Annotated in this window: 18 protein-coding genes; 7 read left to right on the top strand and 11 right to left on the bottom strand. The window is 51.1% G+C overall.

All coding sequences use genetic code 11. The annotated features are described in order from the left end of the window. Positions 1-83: 83 nt before the first annotated feature. The gene (locus PMI41_RS16375; protein WP_008126659.1) at positions 84-575 is read left to right on the top strand and encodes an Lrp/AsnC family transcriptional regulator; all 492 of its coding nucleotides are present in this window, start codon (positions 84-86) and stop codon (positions 573-575) included. Between the two features lie 163 nt (positions 576-738). On the opposite strand, the gene PMI41_RS16370 is transcribed toward PMI41_RS16375, so the two are convergent. Continuing rightward, positions 739-1,023: an MmcQ/YjbR family DNA-binding protein gene (locus PMI41_RS16370; protein WP_244423961.1), complete on the bottom strand. Its 285-nt coding sequence runs from the start codon at positions 1,021-1,023 to the stop codon at positions 739-741. Positions 1,024-1,087: 64 nt separating this feature from the next. After that, positions 1,088-2,341 carry a cyclopropane-fatty-acyl-phospholipid synthase family protein gene (locus PMI41_RS16365; protein WP_008126656.1) on the bottom strand — a complete coding sequence of 418 codons (1,254 nt, stop codon included), beginning with the start codon at positions 2,339-2,341 and terminating at the stop codon, positions 1,088-1,090. 597 nt (positions 2,342-2,938) lie between these two features. Between PMI41_RS16365 and PMI41_RS16360 the strand changes: the two genes are divergently transcribed. The 4 genes from PMI41_RS16360 to PMI41_RS16345 are packed head-to-tail and all read left to right on the top strand — an operon-like array spanning position 2,939 to position 7,554. Continuing rightward, positions 2,939-3,445 (top strand): spore coat U domain-containing protein, encoded by a 507-nt coding sequence (locus tag PMI41_RS16360; RefSeq protein ID WP_008126655.1) that lies wholly within the window; start codon positions 2,939-2,941, stop codon positions 3,443-3,445. Between the two features lie 32 nt (positions 3,446-3,477). Further along, on the top strand, positions 3,478-4,188 hold the full coding sequence (locus tag PMI41_RS16355; protein ID WP_162130126.1) for a molecular chaperone: 711 nt from the start codon (positions 3,478-3,480) through the stop codon (positions 4,186-4,188). Positions 4,189-4,219: 31 nt separating this feature from the next. After that, complete coding sequence (locus PMI41_RS16350; protein ID WP_244423960.1) at positions 4,220-6,598, top strand: fimbria/pilus outer membrane usher protein; 2,379 nt, start codon at positions 4,220-4,222, stop codon at positions 6,596-6,598. After that, positions 6,595-7,554: a spore coat U domain-containing protein gene (locus PMI41_RS16345; RefSeq protein ID WP_008126649.1), complete on the top strand. Its 960-nt coding sequence runs from the start codon at positions 6,595-6,597 to the stop codon at positions 7,552-7,554. The genes PMI41_RS16350 and PMI41_RS16345 overlap by 4 nt, the downstream gene beginning before the upstream one ends. 242 nt (positions 7,555-7,796) lie before the next feature. Here PMI41_RS16345 and PMI41_RS16340 read toward each other — a convergent pair whose 3' ends face one another. After that, complete coding sequence (locus PMI41_RS16340) at positions 7,797-9,302, bottom strand: bifunctional ADP-dependent NAD(P)H-hydrate dehydratase/NAD(P)H-hydrate epimerase (protein ID WP_008126647.1); 1,506 nt, start codon at positions 9,300-9,302, stop codon at positions 7,797-7,799. Between the two features lie 129 nt (positions 9,303-9,431). On the opposite strand from PMI41_RS16340, the gene PMI41_RS16335 reads away from it, so the two are divergent. Together PMI41_RS16335 and PMI41_RS16330 are read left to right on the top strand one after the other, a co-directional pair. Beyond that, complete coding sequence (locus PMI41_RS16335; RefSeq protein WP_008126645.1) at positions 9,432-9,680, top strand: DUF2171 domain-containing protein; 249 nt, start codon at positions 9,432-9,434, stop codon at positions 9,678-9,680. 38 nt (positions 9,681-9,718) lie between these two features. Next, on the top strand, positions 9,719-9,931 hold the full coding sequence (locus PMI41_RS16330) for a hypothetical protein (RefSeq protein ID WP_008126643.1): 213 nt from the start codon (positions 9,719-9,721) through the stop codon (positions 9,929-9,931). Between the two features lie 49 nt (positions 9,932-9,980). On the opposite strand, the gene PMI41_RS16325 is transcribed toward PMI41_RS16330, so the two are convergent. The 8 genes from PMI41_RS16325 to PMI41_RS24335 all read right to left on the bottom strand — a co-directional run bounded on the left by PMI41_RS16325 (position 9,981) and on the right by PMI41_RS24335 (position 19,268). Next, the gene (locus tag PMI41_RS16325) at positions 9,981-10,499 is read right to left on the bottom strand and encodes a hypothetical protein (RefSeq protein ID WP_008126641.1); all 519 of its coding nucleotides are present in this window, start codon (positions 10,497-10,499) and stop codon (positions 9,981-9,983) included. Between the two features lie 482 nt (positions 10,500-10,981). Continuing rightward, positions 10,982-11,641 carry an invasion associated locus B family protein gene (locus tag PMI41_RS16320; protein ID WP_008126640.1) on the bottom strand — a complete coding sequence of 220 codons (660 nt, stop codon included), beginning with the start codon at positions 11,639-11,641 and terminating at the stop codon, positions 10,982-10,984. Beyond that, on the bottom strand, positions 11,592-13,517 hold the full coding sequence (locus PMI41_RS16315; RefSeq protein WP_008126639.1) for a YadA-like family protein: 1,926 nt from the start codon (positions 13,515-13,517) through the stop codon (positions 11,592-11,594). The genes PMI41_RS16320 and PMI41_RS16315 overlap by 50 nt, the downstream gene beginning before the upstream one ends. Positions 13,518-14,209: 692 nt before the next feature. Beyond that, positions 14,210-15,199 (bottom strand): tripartite tricarboxylate transporter substrate binding protein, encoded by a 990-nt coding sequence (locus PMI41_RS16310; protein ID WP_008126636.1) that lies wholly within the window; start codon positions 15,197-15,199, stop codon positions 14,210-14,212. Positions 15,200-15,319: 120 nt separating this feature from the next. Next, positions 15,320-15,697: a hypothetical protein gene (locus PMI41_RS16305; protein ID WP_008126633.1), complete on the bottom strand. Its 378-nt coding sequence runs from the start codon at positions 15,695-15,697 to the stop codon at positions 15,320-15,322. 6 nt (positions 15,698-15,703) lie between these two features. Then, complete coding sequence (locus tag PMI41_RS16300; protein ID WP_008126632.1) at positions 15,704-16,219, bottom strand: hypothetical protein; 516 nt, start codon at positions 16,217-16,219, stop codon at positions 15,704-15,706. A 63-nt stretch (positions 16,220-16,282) separates the two neighbouring features. Further along, complete coding sequence (locus PMI41_RS16295) at positions 16,283-16,564, bottom strand: hypothetical protein (protein ID WP_008126629.1); 282 nt, start codon at positions 16,562-16,564, stop codon at positions 16,283-16,285. Positions 16,565-16,712: 148 nt separating this feature from the next. Further along, the gene (locus tag PMI41_RS24335; protein ID WP_008126627.1) at positions 16,713-19,268 is read right to left on the bottom strand and encodes a M10 family metallopeptidase C-terminal domain-containing protein; all 2,556 of its coding nucleotides are present in this window, start codon (positions 19,266-19,268) and stop codon (positions 16,713-16,715) included. Between the last annotated feature and the right edge of the window lie 20 nt (positions 19,269-19,288).

The following is a 19,288-nucleotide window of genomic DNA, read 5'->3' as shown; positions in this document are numbered from 1 at the left end:
TCCTTGCCAAATACCCTCGACGCAGATGAGATATTCGCGTATTCTTGCGTAATGTGTGTTCTTTTTGATGGATTGTTCGAACAATGTCGCTGGACAGGATTGATATCGCCATATTGGACAATTTGCAGAAAGATGGCCGCATGTCGAATGCCACGCTTGCCGAGAAGGTGGGACTTTCGCAGTCCGCATGCTCCCGGCGTCTGGATATGCTGGAAAAATCGGGCGTTATTCGTGGATATCACGCACGTTTATCCAACAAGATGCTTGGCCATCCGGTAACTGTTATCGTCAATATCTCTCTGTCAGGGCAGGCAGACAAGCAATTGCGCGAGTTTGAAACAGCAGTTCGGCGCTGTCCGAACGTTCTGGTTTGCTATCTTATGTCTGGCGAATACGATTATCTGCTTCGAATTGCTGCAAAAGATCTTGAAGATTATGAGCGTATTCATAAGTTCTGGCTGTCGGCCATGCCGCATGTCACCAAGATCAATTCATCCTTTGCGCTTCGGGAAGTGGCCGACAGGACAGGATTGGGTGTCGAAACGGCTTTGATCGAGATCGCAGCAAACCCCTAACTCGCCTCGCTACAACTAGATTGCACCCTGTAGGTGCAAAAACGCTAGCAAATTTTGCCTTTTTGCTCCCTAACTTCTTTAATTTGAACGAAAGCTTGCTTCTTTTCTCCGAAGGGTCGAGTTGATCAACACTTTTTTCGAGCAAGGTCGCATTATGGAAATATCAGGCGGTAGAATTGGCCTTTTTTAGCTTGGCTGGAGCCTTGGCATGCCAGGCCAATTTGATCCGGTGACTAAGTTCCTCGTCCGAAACAGCTTCAAGATGAATCAGGATATAGGGCCAACCTTTGTAATGGTCTGTCTCGAAATAAACGTGAGGCGCGCTTTCCATAAGAAGAGGTTTCTCCTCCAGCGGACAATGGATCGCAAAACTTGTTTCATCTTTCAGACGACCGATGAATGACGTCTTGACCTTCAACGAGGGGGTACCGTGAGTTGTGCTTTTCACAAGCTCCGGCAAATGAAGCGCTTCTGCCAAATGCGTTCAAAGGCCCGATCAAGGTCAGCGGCACTCACGATTTATAGAACACCTGCCGCACATCGATATATTCGGAACGGAAGCCAGCTTCACAATAGAACAGATAGAACTCCCAGAGTTTTTTAAAGCGGACGTCAAAACCGAGATAACGCAGGCGGTCCCACGATCCCCAAAAACGTTCACGCCATTCTGCCAGTGTTCGGGCATAGTCCTGCGGGAAGATATTTTCTCGATACATATCGAGGCCGAAATCCTTGCCGAGGCTTTTCAGCTTGGTGGGGGTAGGCAGCATGCCGCCCGGGAAGACATAACGCTGGATAAAATCCGGGCGCTTGCGATAGCGTTCAAACGACTTATCGTTGATGGTGATAATCTGCATACCCGCGCTGCCGCCAGGTTTCAGGCACTCTCTCACCTTGGAAAAGAAGACCGGCCAATATTTTTCGCCGACCGCCTCAAACATTTCAATTGATGCGACGTGATCATACTTTCCGGTCTCGTCGCGATAGTCCTGAAATTTGATTTCGACCTTGTCAGAGAGATTCGCTTTCTGCATGCGTTGGGTTGCATAATCAAACTGCTCCCGACTGATCGTCAGGCCCGTAACCTTGGCTCCGATCTCGCGGGCTGCAAATTCTGCAAAGCCGCCCCAGCCGCACCCGATCTCCAGCACGCTTGATCCTGAAGTGATTCCGATATTCCGGGCGAGGGCGCGATATTTTGCTGTTTGAGCGCTCTCAAGATCGTTGGCACCTTCAGCATACAAGGCAGACGAATAGGTCATCGTCGGGTCCAGCCATTCGCGGTAGAAGGCGTTGCCGAGATCGTAGTGCGCGGAGATGTTTTTGCGCGAACGGGTGCGGGTGTTTTCGTTCAGCCAATGGCGCAGACGTTGCACGGTATTGATGAACCAGTTAGACCCGCCGGCAATATCTTCGCCAACTTGCTCATTGATGACAAAAAGCTCCAGAAAAGTTGTCACGTCCGGGCTGTCCCAATCGCCATCCATATAGGATTCGGCCACGCCGATGGTTCCGCCAGAAAATGCGCGGTGCGGCAGATTCCAGTTATGGAGAATCAGCGAAGCGTCCGGGCCGGTCTGTTTGCCGCCAACCTTGAAGATTTGTTTGTCAGGGGTCGTTATCGTCAACGTCCCACGTGGAAGATGGGTTGCCGCCCGCAGCGCGGCCTGAACTTTCAGTGGAAAGCCCTTCAATGCTGCACCGACATTCTCTGGTGTCAGCCACTTCAATTGGGTCAGGCTATCTGTCGAAATGGTCTTTTTCATATCGGTCATCTGTCCAGACTTTCAGTTAGAGGACTAATATTTCCCCCAAAGAAAAATTGTTCAAGAGATTTTTAACAAGCCGCAAATTCCGATTATTAGCGGAGATCAGTCCCATCATTCCTGAATACGGAATCGGCACGAGCTTGGATCGAATGACAACCAAACAATGTGACAAGCCCTGCCGGAGCCATGCAGTCGACAACGATTGTCGATTTGCAAAACTCTGCTGGCAAAAGACAAAAAACGTCAAAAGTATATGTTTGTTATACAAATTACGACAATGTATTAATCCAATTAATTACAGCAACGTGCATCTTTGATTGCATAATTATAAAGTTTGCTATTCATTTATCGTGATAATTATCAGTAGATACATCAATTTTATCGGCAATTTTCGGAAAAAATGAGAGAATTATAAAAAAGTCATTTACCAACAAACGTTTGAAAAACAACATAAATAATCAATATTATGATTTTTGGCTATTCGCTAAGTAAAATTAAAGGTATAAGAATTTAGACTGATACCAACGGTCCAGTGAAACATCTCGTTGAAACTACAGGTTGTATGTCTGTCTGATGCAATCTTGAGGAGGATGAATGAGTTCTGGCAATAGAGTAAGCCAAGCAGTTGCGGCATCGCTTTTTGCTGCCCTTGGATTAAGCGGTCCGGCCGTCGCTGCCGTGGCTACCGGCAATTTGGGTGTTCAAATTCAGATCACTGCGGAATGCCGAGTCGTAACCGCCGATCTTCTGAATTTTGGACCGCACGGTCTTCTGGTCGCCAATATTGATGCGAACAGTGCCATAACCATCCAGTGCACGAATGGAACGCCTTTTACTGTCGGTCTTGGACCCGGCGCGGGAGCGGGAGCTACGATTGCCGTTCGGAAAATGACCGGGCCTGGCGGCGCTACGGTGAATTACACGCTCTACAAGGAAGCAACCTATACCCAGATATGGGGCAATACCGTTCCCGCTGAATTATTGGCCGGAACCGGCACGGGTGCGAATCAGTCCATACCGGTCTATGGGCGTGTAACTGCTCAAACCACACCGGCTGTTGGCCAGTACAATGATACGGTTGCGATCGAAGTAACCTACTGACCCTTTTGAAAAAGGAGAAGAAAGTGCGATCCATGCTTAAATGCATCGGCGCCATGAGCTTCTGTTTGCTTTTTTCTGCGATGGCTCATGCCGCTTCGTTACGTGTTTCACCGACAAATCTTGATATGGTTGCGCCTGGAAGTGCAGGCGTCCTGACATTGACCAATGAGGCCAAGCGCCCGATCAATGTTCAGATACGCGTTTTCCGATGGACACAGACCAATGGCGTTGAGCGGCTTGAGCCAACAAATGATGTCGTGGTCAGTCCTCCCTCCACCAAACTTTCCGGCGGCAAAGACTATGCCATCCGGGTTGTCCGAGTTACGAAAAAGCCTGTAGCGACGGAAGAGAGCTATCGTGTGGTGGTTGATGAACTGCCTGATCCGACGCGCAAGCAAGCCGGAACCGTGACTTTGGTCGTACGCTACTCCATTCCGGTTTTCTTCCGTGGCGAGGATGCTTCGCCGCCCAATGTTGCTTGGGGCATAGCTCGCTCGAAAGGTGCATTGGTGCTGACAGCACGCAACACCGGCGACAGGCGACTCAGGCTGGCCGAAGTACAGTTGTCTCAAGGCGGGCAGGTACTGGGTACTCGCGAGGGACTGGTAGGCTATGTTCTTGGCGGCGCCAGCATGCAATGGCCGATTGGTACACGTAAATCAGTTTCATCCGGTCGAGTCGGACTTAAGGCTCTAAGTGATGCCGGACCACTCAATGCCGATGTTGCGATCAGCGGCCGCTAAACTCGGTGGAGCTATTTGCATAAGTCTATGCATGCTATCAACGGGATGGTCTCAACAACCTGACGTTGATGCTGGTGATAGTGTTGATCTGGCTGCACCTCAGGATGGTCAGGCGCAAGATCTTTACCTGGAAGTCTATATTAATGATGAACCGACCGGGCTGATCGGCGGGTTCAGGCAATTGCCGGATGGTGAACTTTCGGCAAAACCTGATGAACTGCGGGAGGTCGGCTTGAAGCCGATGGATAGTGCAAGGGACGGCGATGGCTCGATTCGGCTCAACCGTCTCGACAATGTCAGTTATCGTGTGGAGATTGAATCCCAACGCCTTTATATCACGACTGACAACGCTGCGCGGTCTGCCCGGATGATCGATGTCAATCCAAAACCGGACAAGGAGCGCCCCGAGGCAAAGTCCGGATACGGGGCCGTGTTGAATTACTCGCTCTTTGCCAGCACCGACAATCTGTTGTCAGGCAGTGCAAAGGCCTTTCAGGGTGTCTCTGGTGGATTTGATGCGCGCATCTTCAGTCCCTACGGAACGCTCAATCAGTCATTCACGGCCAATGTATCCGATGGAGAGTTGGAGGGGGTGAAGCGGCTCAACACGACATGGAGCCTGTCTGATCCCGAGCGCCTGATTACCTATCGTGCTGGAGACTTCATTTCGGGCGGACTGCCCTGGACTCGCCCTGTTTATCTCGGCGGCATGCAAATACAGCGGAATTTCACTTTGCGGCCTGATCTGGTCACACTGCCGGTTCCGGTTCTGTCCGGCACAGCGGCAGTGCCTTCGACACTCGAGGTCTATACCCAGAATGTTCGAACCTACAGCGGCGATGTTCCTTCAGGTCCGTTTGAAGTTACCAATTTCCCGGTCTTCTCCGGTCAGGGTGAAGCGCAGATTGTTTTGAGGGACACGCTCGGGCGCGAGACGCGCACCACAGTTCCTTTTTATTCGTCGAGCCGATTGTTGCGCAAGGGATTGTGGGACTTCTCTGCGGAGGTCGGTGTGGCACGCCGCAATTTCGGTACGGAATCAAATGATTACGATGATGATGTCATGGGAGCTGTTACCACGCGCTACGGCCTGTCCAACTGGTTGACCGTTGAAGGGCATTTTGAGGGTGGTGCCGAGCTGCTCAATGGTGGCCTTGGCCTTTCATTTCCCCTTGGCGCCTATGGTGTAACGTCGCTTGCCGCTGCAGGTAGCAGTCATGATGGCGATACCGGCATGCTTTTGAACGGTTCGGTCGAACTGACCTACAAAAACAACTACACATTCTATGGGCGGGTCCAGCAAACGTTCGGAGACTATCAGGATATTGCTTCCGTCACCGCCGATGATCAGCTCAGCTACGTTTATGGCGTCGCAGGCCTTCCTGCCGTCAGTACCCGTGTACCAAAGTCGCTGGTGCAGGCGACACTTTCAGTTCCGGGGCCGTTTGATCGCAGCAACATGAACTTTTCCTACACACAGCAAGAACTGGGCTCCGGAGAGAAAAGCACGATTATCAGCGCCTCCTATAGTCAGTCTGTATTCAAGAACAGCTCATTCTTCGCCACCGCCTTTACCGATCTGGAAGACAGTGACAGCTTTGGTATCTTCGCCGGGCTGACCATACCATTCGACAATAATATTTCGGTCTCTACCGGCTATGAACAGACGCAGGATGGACCCTCCGGGTTTGCAGAAATTGCAAAATCCGAGCAGCGTGAAGAGGGTAGCTACGGCTGGCGGCTGCGCACCAGAGAGGGTGAGACTCCTGATCGCTATGCCTCGGCGAGTTATCGCGGGCGGCATGCGCGGGTGGAAGGCAGTGTGCAGCAGTATGACGACAATGTTCGGGCCACTGCGCAAATGGAAGGAGCCATTGCAGTTGCCGGTGGCGGTGTCTTTGCGACAAACAGGATTGATGATGCCTTTGCAATCGTCGATGCCGGTGCGCCGGATGTTGATGTTTCCTATGAGAATCGCCCCATCGGGCGCACGAACAGGAGCGGGCGCATACTCGTCCCTGATCTGCGATCCTACGAACCAAACACGCTTGCCATTGACCCCGCCAATCTTCCCGTTGATGCCAGCATAGGTTCCACCCGCGATATTGTGGTGCCGGCAGACCGCAGCGGCGTTGTTGTGGACTTCAATGTTGCCCAGACAACCTCTTCAGCGCTGGTCAGCATTGTTGATGCAAGTGGCAAGCCACTGGATGCCGGGTTGAGTGGCACAGTGGATGGCGGCGGCGGGGAATTCATCGTTGGTTATGACGGTGAGGCCTATATTTCTTCTCTCGCAGCACAGAACAGCGTGACGATAGGGCTGGCTGATGGCACCGCATGCACGGCGCGCTTCGCATATCAGCCTGCTCGCGGAACACAGGTCAAAATAAAGAATGTGGTGTGCCAATGAAGTGCTTTCTGATCAGGGTGTTTGTCATTTTGAGTTTCGGTCTGGTGCCCGCCGCGGCATTGGCGCAATCATGCACATTCACCACAACCGGGATGACCTTCTCCGGCTCGCCTTTATCTGGCGCAGCGATCAACACTACAGCCACACTTACGTCCACTTGTACCGCGCTTCTTGGATTGTTCCGGCAGGTTCTCGTATGTCCTAACCTGAATGCCGGGACGGGCGGTACGGCGGCTTCCGGTGCCCGTACCATGGCAGGGCCTGCCCCATTGCAGTTCCAGCTTTATCAGGACTCGGCGCGGCAGGTCGTATGGGGGTCATATGACTGGACTTTTTCCGCGCGGCCTCCGGCAATTCTCGTCGACATTCCGGCATTGCTGGGAACAGGGACAACCGTTACTACCATCTATGGCCAGATCTTGCCCGGCCAGACAACTGCCCCTCTTGGCGCATATAATTCCGTTTTCTCCGGAGCGCAGACGACTTTCCGTTACCGCTATAATGACAGCAACGGGTGTGTCAGCACGGCGGGGACAAGTGCAGCGACGAGCTTTACTGCCAGTCTCAATGTGGCGAAGGACTGCCTGGTATCGGCGACAAATGTGAACTTCGGTTCCCATGGCATATTGAGTTCAAATGTCGATACGACGGGCGGAGTATCGGTCACATGCTCGCCGACGACCCCATATTCCGTATCGCTCGGCAATGGCCAGAACGGCACAGGGCCGGTAGCGCGACGTATGCGAAAGGGCGTGGGAACAGAATATATCACCTATGGACTTTATCAGGATGAGAACCGGCTTTTGCCATGGGGCGATACGGTGCCGACCAATACGGTTGCTGGAACCGGCAATGGCCTTGCACGTAATATTGCGGTTTATGCCAGAGTCCCCCCGCAAAATACGCCATCGCCCGGCCTCTACACCGATACAGTCGTCATCACCGTGACTTACTAAAAATTTGCTGTGGCTTTAAAAAGCAAAAGGCCGGGAGCTACCCGACCTTCCTAAACTTACCTCAACATCAGTGCCAGTACATCCGTGGTCAAAAATGGAAATAAGCTATTCGCTACGTGTGGTTATTACCCTCTCATTGCGACAGAATAATGACATCCACCAAGAAACTTGAGCGCGTACGCAGTACAATTCGCGCTTGAGACAAAGGTGGACGATCAAGGTAAAGACGGGGTTAATGGAAATCAGAAAGTGGGTTTATTTGCGAGCAGTTGGCCAATAATCTTGCCGGCAGCAGCAGGCAGGTCTTCTGCAATAAGCCCAAAGCCAAGCGCATGTGCCGCAGCACCGTGGACGAAGACGGCGGCACAGGCGGCCTCGAAGGTTGGCATGCCTTGCGCCAGCAGTCCTGCGGTCAAACCTGCAAGCACATCACCTGAGCCCGCTGTCGCCAATAGCGGAGTGCCGTTGCTGTTGATCGCAGCCCGGCCGTCCGGTGATGCAATGACGGTATCCGCGCCCTTGTAAATGATGATCGCGCCAGCAAGTTTTGCCGCGGCACGGGCGCGCTCAACCTTTGATGGCATGGCGGTCTGATTTATCTCGGGAAACAGACGTTTGAACTCACCCTCATGGGGTGTGAGTACGAGCCTGATATCATCTAACCGTGCGGTCGCATCGAAAAGCGCATCGCGCTCGTCCTTGAACGAGGTGATTACGTCCGCATCGAAAACCAGTCCGGCATCGGTTTCACTCAGGAGCGCCAAGGCGAATTCTCGGGCTTTGACACCAATGCCAAATGCAGGCCCGAGCACGAAGGCCGCCACTTTGCGGGTTTCAGTGAACAAAGCGAGGTCATGCCGGTTCTCGCATTTATGCAGCATGATTGAGGTGAGGTGCGCAGCGTTTGCGGCAAGCGCTTCTTCTGGCGAGAGCAATGTAACTGCACCCGCGCCGCTGCGGGCGGCTGTCAAGGCCGACATTCGTGCCGCGCCGGTGGATGTCGATCCACCAGAAAACACAGCCACATGCCCGCGGGCGTATTTGTGGGTGTTTTCTTCGGTCCGCGGCAGTTGGGATTGCCAAAGAGCAGGGGTGTTTTCAAAGCATCGGGGTTCAATGGCATTCAGTACGTCGTCGGCGATACCGATATCGGCAACAATAACTTCCCCGCATAGTGTGCGACCGGGATAAAGCAGATGGGCAGGTTTCTTGCGAAAGAATGTGATCGTCGCATCGGCGTTGAGAGCTGTGCCGAGCACGTGGCCAGTCAGGCCATCCAGTCCTGACGGCACATCAATCGCTACACGGTGGCAGCCGGGCTCATTAGCCGATTTGATCGCGGCAGCAGCTTTGCCGCTGAGTTCACGATTGAGCCCGGCACCGAACAGCGCATCGACAATGACGCTTCCGGGTGACGGCGTGAAATCAGAAATATCTTTTGCATCGACCGGACAAGCCTTTGCAGCCAAGGCTGCGTCTGTCCCTGGTTTTGGCTGGCATGTTGCCCAAAGCCGCACCGAAGCGCCGCTGCATTCAAGAATTTCGGCTACGACATAGCCGTCACCGCCATTATTGCCCGGGCCACAAAGGACGTGAAATTCGCTGGCATCGCCGTAATAACGAAGCAGATGACGCGCTATGGCGTTTCCCGCGTTCCGCATGAGCCGATAGCCATCGTGAATGCCTGCCTTGATCGTTGCCGCATCGGCCTCGCTCATTTCGGCGGGAGTCAAAATCTCGTGTGTCATGTGGCGGCTGTTTCCTGCAATTTCTGACAGAACCTATTCGTTAAACCGCGATGGCGAAAGCCTTTGCCGGGACAATGCATCCAAAGCCGGTTTCGCGCGTTTAACAAATGTCACCTCAGGAGATAAATTATGACAACCGGTATCAAAGAACATATGGAAGTTATCGGCGCCGATGGCGTTCACGTTGGCACTGTCGACCGTGTTGAAGGCGGTCGTATCAAGTTGACCAAAAAGGATAGCGGTGAGGGCGCTCATAAAGGGCATCACCATTATATTTCAACCGCACTAGTTGCAGAAGTCGAAGGCGACAAAGTGCGTCTTTCAGCTAATTCTGATGTTGCGGTGATGTTCGAAGAAGAAGCTTCGGACGAAAGATAGAAGCTAAAACGGCTGCAATTTCGAAAAGGAGATTTGCCTTGGGAGATCCACCACAAATTCCCGATCCGGGACCGGATACCAACAGGCCGGTCGATCCTGCGCCCGTTCCCCGGCCCGATGAAACGCCGCCGCTCCCCAACCCCATGCCGGGGGAAATCCCGGTAGAGGAGCCTCCATCGCCGGACGAACTGCCCGACGAAGTGCCTCTGCCCAACCCGGATGAAGTTCGTGAACCGCCGCAGCACGTATGACAGCAAAACGGCCGTCCAATCGAACGGCCGTTTTTTAATTGGCTAATGATCAGGTCTTTGATGGCATTTTGTCGCCGCGATCATGCTTTGGGCCATGATGTTTGTTGTGGCCATGATGACCTTTGCGGCCTTGGCGCATTTCGCTTTTGTCAATTTTCCCATCATCGTTGCGATCCATAAGAGCGAAGCGCTTTGCCTTCTGCTTTTCGACTTCTGCAATGGTAACGACACCATCGCCATCGACATCAAGGCGCTTGGTCATACGCTGCGCCTGACGCTCAACGACACGTTTCATCGCCATTGCTTCTATTTCCTGCTTGGAAAGCGTGCCATCCTTATCGGTATCAGCTTCCTTCAGGCGGTCAATATTGGTGAATTCCGCCTGATCCAGCACGCCATCATCATTGGTATCAATCCGGGCACCTCTTTTATGCTCATGGCCAGAAGCTTTCGTGGCCTCCTTGACTGCCGGAGCCTGTTCAGGCGTCTGCGTCTGGGCAAACGCACCGCCAAGAGCAAAAACCGTCAGGAAGGTCCCGGACAGAGCGAGAGCGAGAATTCGTTTCATGTTTTTTCTCCTGTAGCGTGAGCGGATCATCCGCCCCGTGACCAGAAGGTAGCGTTGCCAAAATGAACGGGAGATGATCGCCGCATTAATGTTTTGTAATGCTGGATCAAACAGTTGGGCGGGGAAGCTACAGGATACTAAAGGTGGCCACGTTGCTTCGCGGCGGCAGGAGAGACGTCAATCAGCCCGCCCGACCCTATCCTGAATTTGATAGCAGTCGCACCTCGCCCTTGCGGGCAAATGGCTTTTGGCAGATTTCGCGGGCAATTGATATCGCAATTTCATGCCGTTTCAGTGACCGCAACTGCTCAATTTGGAGATTGCAGGCGATATGGTGATCCGTGACACGCGCAGTTCCATGTCGGCGTAGTCACCAAATCCGCGGCCGCCCACCCCACGAGAAATGATAATTAATTTGCATCACAGTAATCGAGTGCCGCTCAGTCTCAGCCATGCTGTGGGACCTCTTGCAGAGACTGAATTTATTTACTTTTGCTATATGATCGCTTGCCAAAGGGATCTTCTTTGGCCGCATTTACAGCAGATGAAAATCCATTCATCGAGAGAACCATAGTGTTAATATTACCAATTCTCGTTTGGAAGCTTACAACAACTTTTTCAGCATTCACCAATTTGGAAAAGAAAGTATTATTTAACAAGACAATGGCGATGCATGATGTATTGCACACCCATTCATTATAATTTATTCGTGCTGTATAACTGCCTATATGAATAGATAGGCCTAAATTTTGATCAAAATCCAATGGGAGCGACATGACAACAACTGGAACATTGTCGGTAGAAGTTGCTATACGCCAATATAAAGCACTGTGATCGCTTTTAACCGTTTGTTCTACTTGGCATAATCGTTTGTTCTTGGATATACTAAGATCACATATGAGCGTCCAGTCGCCGAAAGGGCGAGATACGCGCATCAAATCCCCTAATGGAAGTTTCTCGCTGGGTTTGGCGATAGTAGCCAGGCGTAAAGGTTCTGCAGCATTTCCCGGAGAAGGCGCAGTGAAAGCAGCCACCTCTACGCAAATATGGATAAGAATAAAGAGCCACGATCTTTTGTAGAAATGGGCCATTTTAGTGGAAGGAGTAGCTCGCCCCGACACCCCATGAAATATCACCAGCATCAAGGGATACACCTAAAGACCCGTTGATCCTCAAATTCTGCTGTTCCGATGTCCAACCGAGTCCGGCAGCAAATGCTGTTGCGTCCTTAAAACCGCCCAATCCTCCCGCAATTGAAAATACACCGGGTCGGTCGTCATATCGCAATTGAGAAGAAGCCATGGCCGAAGCTATTCCGCCACGCGCTTCTTGGCGGACTTCACGGATATTGCCTGATAATGAAGCTAGCCGGTTATCCGTAGATTCGCGCAAGGTATTAATCCGGTTATCAGTATAGTTATTTGCATTTTTTTCGGCCTTGTTGAGTTGCCTAAGATTTACCGCTTCCATATCATGCATGCCATCGCTCATATTGCGAATGGTCACACTCGTTCCGCCTTTTCCAGAAAGCGATACGGTGTTGCTTCTGCTGCCGGCGCCATCAATATCGTAACCAAGTGTGTTGCGAATTTGTTTGAAGTTGACAGCATCTGTATCCTCTACGCCAACAGCCACATTTGATATAACTACTGTTGATCCTGTGGCATCTCCAGTTAACTGAACATGATTGGTTGGATTGCCATTTGAATCTTTCAGGTATTTAACAGAGAAAGCATCTGCCCCGGATAGATTATCCACCGCACTCTTCAGTTGGCCAACGTTCACTGCGTCCGTAATCGCAACCCCAGTAGCAACATTGGCAATGGTAACCGCTTCACCATGCTGCACGCCCAAGAGAGATACGGAGTTTTTTCTTTGTCCGGTTTGGGGATCAACATTATATTGCAGAGAATTGACGGTGGTATTGAACAGCTGACTACCGTTAATCGCATCTGTTGAGCTGAAAGAAATAACACCCGCTCCGACGTTCTGTATTTGGCGTTCTGCACCAAGTGCACCAATTGATACGACCCCACTGTTTGGAGAGGGAATACCAGCTATTATGCTGCCCTGCTGCAGAAGATATGCACCTTTATGGACAGATTCCGTTTTTGATCCAGAACCCAAGGCAACGTCATTTTTTTGAACTGCGGTCGAATTGGCCCCTAAAGCAATCCCATTATCTTTTTCAGCTGATGATAGCGCGCCGATAGCTACAGTGTCGTTAATTACGGCAGGGGCATTAAACGACTTTCCAGATCCAGCATTGCTTCCAATAGAAATATTGCGGTTGCCTAAAATGTTACTACCAGACAGTGTGCCCGTTGCAGTATTTTCGTTGCCAGAGACATTCTGACCGGTACTCGCCCCCAATGCCGTATTTTGATCTCCTTGGACTGTCCTGCCTGCATTTTGCCCAAGCGCGGCGTTGAGTTTTCCGCTAATGTCTTGTCCTGAAAATGAACCGGTTGCAGTGTTTCCACTGCCAGAGACCCTCTGACCGGCGCTAGCCCCTAAAGCCGTATTCTGATCTCCATTGGCTGCACTGCCTGCCGCATCACCCAATGCAGAATTATGATTACCGCTTACCGTCGTGCCCGCTGCACGGCCTACGGAAGAGTTACTATTCCCAAACGAATTCTGACCGGCAAATGCACCGACCGCTGTTGAGAACGAGGTTGGGGAAGGATTGGAATGGTTGGTACTGCCTGCGAAAGAGCCAATGAATGTGTTTACTCCTTGATTTTTTCCATCAGTAGAACTTGGTACGCGCCCATAACCGGTTGCATAACCATTAGTAGTATCAGCTGGCGATAGAGCTTTAGAGAAGGCACCACTGGCAGTGGTGCTTACAGAACCGGCCACCGAGTCATCAGCTCCAGTAGGATTTATAATCACTTGAGCAATAGAGTTGAAGCTAAATAAACTAAAAAAAACAAATAATGCGATGAATCCAATACTATTTTTACTAGAATGATAAAAATCAATATTATTTATTTCTATAATATAGAGTTCCATTTAAAATAGTCCAACTATGAATGATATTATATTAATAAATTGAAGATATATTTAATATATAAGAAATTTAACGTGCAGTAGGATTTCCTAAGAATCAACTACGGCAGTGATAAGCTTTGATAGCTGCTAAATTTCCAATGTCAATTTTTTATACAGATCGAGTGTCATTTTTCATTTAGCATTAGCGCAAAGTCAAACGCCATATCAGGTGTGCAAGAGTCTGTGATTGTGACAACTGGTGAAAGTCGTCTCTTGCCAAGGCAAGTTGCACACTGAGATACAAGTTTAAGTTTTATTGCGAAGGTGGCACGGAAGGCGAGAGTGTTTCAGTTTGCGGCTGGATGCCGGAAAGATCTTCTTTTGAAAAAAGAGCCACAGCTCCAAGAAGGCAAAACAAACCGATAAGAACGGCAGTTACAATACACTGATGTTTCATTAAACAGTCCCGTATGCGAAAAAACCAAGTTTACAAAGTTTTTTGACGATAATCGGGCCAGTTGAAAAAAGCGACCGCTGAAAGTGTTCATCAGGCATATTTCATCGTTGCTGAAAGCATAGCGATTATTTCAAATTTAATTGTAAATATTTCTTTATGTGCTGTTTATAGTCTTGGGTTGCTAGTTGTTTAACTGAAAAAACACACCCCAAAGAGATGGGATAACGGGCACGTGGCCCGCTATCCCTGATCTGCATCAGTCCATTTGAACGTTGGCGTCTTTGACGACCGGTGTCCATTTGGCGATCTCTGCCTTTACGTGGGCAGCAAGCTCTTCAGGCGTAGAACCAACAATGGTTGCACTGAATTCCTTCATCTTGTTGGCGACAACAGGATCCTTCATCGCTTCATTGGCAGCCTTGTTAAGAACGGCAATCACTTCCGGAGGTGTTCCGGCAGGGGCAAACAAAGCATTCCACGTATAGGTTTCATAGCCGGGAATGGTTTCTGCAATTGTTGGTACGTCCGGGAATGAGGGGGCGCGCTCCTTGGTTGTAACGCCCAGCGCCCGCAGTGTACCGCCCTTCATGTGAGACGATGAGGAGGGAAGGTTGTCGAACATGATCGGTACCTGATTGCCGACAACATCATTAAGCGCGGGTCCAGCGCCTTTGTAAGGGATGTGCTGCAGCGATACACCGGCCATTTTCTTGAACAATTCGCCGGAAAGATGCAGTGGAGTTCCGTTCCCTGACGAAGCATAGCTGTATTTGTCGGGATTGGCCTTCAGGAGGTCAACCAGTTCCTTGACGTTTTTGGCTGGCAGTTCAGGGTTCACCACCAGAACATTCGGAACAATGACGAGCAGCGAAATTGGCGCGAAGTCCTTTTCCGCATCATATGGCTTGGTCTTCAGGATAAGCGGATTGAGCGCGTGCGTTGCAACCGTTCCCATGAGAATCGTATAGCCATCCGGATCGGCACGGACGACATTGCCTGTACCGAGGCTGCCGCCGGCACCGCCAACGTTCTGCACAACGATTTGCTGGCCCAGAATATCCGACATTTTGTTGGCGATAACGCGTCCTACCACGTCAGTCGAACCACCGGCAGCAAAAGGAATTACCAATGTCACGGGGCGTTCAGGGAAAGTCTGTGCCAATGCCGACCCGCCAAAGGCGGTAGCCGCCAGAAGTGAAATGCCAAGGGCAAGGCTTGCGCGCCGGGTGATCGCAGATAGTGACATTCGTTTTCCTCCATGATGTCGCTTAGGTGCTCAAGTAATAAAGCATGCCACGCCGCCCGACGGAAGCGCGTTTAAGTTGCAAATATCCATCGATGCGTTGTGAGATATGTGCGACAGATATTACGGCTTTGAATTGGTGCCGACATTTGAAAGCAGGTCGTTAGCGGCATTGGTGTCCAGGATCGCAGATTGAAAATCGCCGAGACGCACGGATAGCGAAGCCCGCTGGTTATAATAACGGGCCATATCCTTGATGGGTAGCTGCCCGGATTGGACAAGTTCCGTGCAGGCTGCAAAACCGCGTTGTGTTGCTGCATGATCCATCGCTGTCGTCATGCAATCACTGTGAAGCTTTCTGACGGTGGTTTGATCAAGCGCCTGCGGTTTGGGCTCAAATAGGGGCGGGAAAGTATTGACGGTTGTTTGGGCAAAGGAGCAGCAGACAGACATGCCAAAAACGTAAGATGCCAATGCCCAACATTTCGTCAGATTGCCCATGGGTTTTTACGCCTTGCCGGGTTTTACTGCCGCCGTTCTCGATCTTGCAGGCTTTGAACTGACCGGATCACTGGTTTCATTTTCGACCGTGGCACTCAGGCGTTGATATATGCCAAGGCCGATCACCAACGTAACGCCAGTAAACAACAGAAGGGTAGGGTAGATCATCATGCGGACGTCTTCTTTGCCTGCCTCGAAGACCGCGACAAGCCCTTCAAGAAAAACGGCAATGGCGATTGTTGAAATGAACTTTGTCAGGCTTCTGCGGGCTTCTGCGGCCTGCCGCATTTCCCGGGCACGGATTGCTTCTTCTTCCAGAAGATACTTGCCCACGTCGAACACCGCTATCGCAATGACTGTGTAACCCACGGCTTCAAGCAGTGTCGTCCCGATATTGGTACTGTAGGCCAGTAATTCCCGCACGACTTCATAGGCGGCAAATGCAATCAGCCCAAATGCAAGAAGCATGAGAAAGACACTTGCAATACCGAATGCTGCTCTCGTAAGCCGTTCGAAAATCATGAATATTCCCTTGCTCTCCGCCTGCCTGCGTCGAAATATTGGCTTTGTGAAATCACGCCTCGATTATTCAAAGTCGGAATTCCCGATCCGACTGTATGGTCTCGAAACGGTACCGCCCACAGTCAATTCGTTTCCAAGTTCGCGATCGGCGGCAAGAGCGGCAATTTCGTCAGGGTCCCGCAAGCCTTGCGCAAAAAGAGTCATGACAATTCTGGCCAGTCTGCTGGCATCGGGGTGAAGCCGACGGTCCCTGCCAAGAATATTGGATGCCGTCTCGTGCGCACGGTCCATCATGTCCCATTCGTGTGGCGTGAACTGTGTTTCTATGCGTGATCCGAACGGCATGGCGTCCCTCAAAGGAGCGTACTGTGAGGGCCACTTTATAGTGGTTTCCATCGATGTCCATGACGATTGTGCCAGCTATCGTAGTTCCGACAGATGCGCTGAGACTTAGTCAGCGTGGCGCTAAATATCTCCGCATGTAAGCCATCAATCAAACGACCAGAAAATCCGCACTGGTCATGGCAAGTCCCTTGGTGAGGCTGGCAAACTGAGTGGCCGATGCTTGCCCCGATCCGTCGGCGTCATAATACAGAAAACCCGTAACGGCGTTGTAAATGATACGATCGCTGGTGTCAGTCGCACCTGCGCCAATATGAAAGGCCGCTGCTGCCAGAGCGCCGGTTATCCCCAGTGCTGTGAATACAGCGTTTTCCATCCAGATCGAATCTGCAGCAACGTTAAAATCGGTGATGGTGTCGCGATTGGCGATGCCGTTCGGCGCGGTGTTAAAAACAAAAGCGTCACGTCCTTCACCCCCTGTCAGCATATCATTACCGGCACCGCCGCTGATATTATTGGCCCCGCTATTACCGACCAGATAGTTGTTCAACACATTGCCGGTAGCATTAATGCTGGCTGACCCTGTGAGGAGGATATTCTCGATGTGTTGTCCTCCGGCGGCAAAGGAGATCGAACTGGAGACAACATCCATTCCGGCATTGCTGGCTTCGATGACACGATCTCCAGCACTATCGACATAATATTTGTCATTTCCGGCGCCGCCGTCGAGCGTGTCGTTGCCTCTTCCGCCATCAAGAATATCATTGCCAGCCCAGCCGTAGAGTGTGTCGCTACCGTCCAGCCCGTAAAGACCATTGTTAGCGACGTTGCCGTGAATCAGATTGTTGAGTGAACTCCCTGTACCATTGATATTGGCCGAGCCGGACAGTGAGAGATATTCAACCGAGCCACCGATGCGCGAAGTGTCGGCAAGGCTGAGCGAGATGGAGGATATTACCCTGTCGGTGCCGGTTGTTCCTGCTTCGGTGACACGGTCGCCTGCATTATCGATATAATAAGTGTCATTACCATCGCCGCCAGCCATCCAATCCGCGCCGGCACCGCCGTTCAATATATCATTGCCCAAACCGCTGCTGAGCGTGTTGATTCCGGCATTCCCTGTCAGAGTATTTACCAGGGCATTGCCTGTAGCGTTGATGCTGGCCGATCCTGTCAGCGTGATGTTCTCAATGAACTGCGAACCAGTTGCAAAAGACACCGAGCTATAGACCGTATCGACCCCGGCCACATTGTCTTCAATAACGCGGTCACGAACATTATCGACGTAATATTTGTCTGATCCCGTGCCGCCCATCATCAGATCCGCGCCTTGCCCACCTGTGAGCGAGTCTGCGCCTGCACCACCGTTCAACACATTGGCCAATGCATTGCCATACAAACTATCCGCGCCTGCACCGCCTGTGGCGTTTTCGATTTTTGCGCCATAGGCAATGGAGATATTGTATTTCAACCCGCCAACACTGGAAAAAGTGCCTTCATTCAGATTGATTATCTGATTTTGCTGAAAGCCGGATGCGTTGATCGTATCAATTCCGCCGGCATCCCAGATGGATAATGCGGGCGTTTTATTGATAGCAAAATTATATGTCGCTCCGGCATTGGAGCCAAAACCATAGATGGTGTTGCTGGCCCGGGTCGACATGTTGGCACCATAGAGCTGCTGGACGGCATAAATGTCATAGAGCATCAGCGTATCAGGATAGCTGTTGAACGAAGCTCCCGTATAGGCTTCATCAAAGTAGCTCATGACCGTGTATTGATGATTGTCCTGAGTGAAAGCACCATCTGTCCAATATGTAAGTGGCCCGCCATTACCTGAATTATAATCGCCCGGATGCGCCAATCCAACGGCATGGCCGATCTCGTGCAATATCGTATAGGCGCTATAGCTTCCTTCCGGCAGCGATGATGTCGAAACATCAATATTGTTCAGTCTGATATCGCCGCCTTCGGAAGTGGTGTCAGGATAATATGCATAAGCTCCCGACGGGTCTTGAATGTCTGAGTAGGCAGAAACCAGAATTTCAGCGTTGTCCGTTGTGCCGCCGGGATTCACCTGCTGGAAGGTAATATTGGCAACATCGGAATATTTTGCGAGATTTACCTTTACCGATTCAACTTGTGCAGCCGAAAGCTGAATGAATGGCGTGAAATAACCTTGGCTGTTAATGCTGTTGTCAAAGGTTTTGCGGACACCCCAGGTAACGGTTGCTGGCTCGGTAGCGGTAGAGGGAACCCAGGAAGTGTTCTCCCAAGTGAGTGCGCCAGTGGCCATCTTCTCATCATAGAAAGCCTTGTTTCCCACAGCCGCCGAAATTCCGTACTGACCCGTGTTAAAATCGCGGATGAAACCTGCATCGAGAAAGTAAGCACCTGAGGTTTTTGCCGTAAAAGTTATCGTTGAATTGTATCCCGGCCCACTATCATCATCGGCAGCGAGTTGTTTGCCACTACCATCACGCAATCTTAAGTAAGTATTGGCGGCATCAGTGTAGGTGTTGTGCGGATCCGACGTGCGCGTACCCCCCATGGCAAACGTGTAGGTTTTCCCGGCCTGAAGATCGACCCGGAACCAATCATGGTCGCCCACATAGGCAAGTTCGCCTTGCGCCGCCTGACCCATGCCGATCGAGTATGTCGTCGAAGTATTTGCGGCTGCATCGGATGCTTCAATGTAACTGGGCATTTATATCTCTCTGACACACC

The sequence above is a fragment of the Phyllobacterium sp. YR531 genome, assembly GCF_000282595.1.
GTDB lineage: Bacteria > Pseudomonadota > Alphaproteobacteria > Rhizobiales > Rhizobiaceae > Phyllobacterium.
Note: the sequence above shows the minus strand (reverse complement) of the source record. Positions and strands in the feature narration are given on the sequence as shown.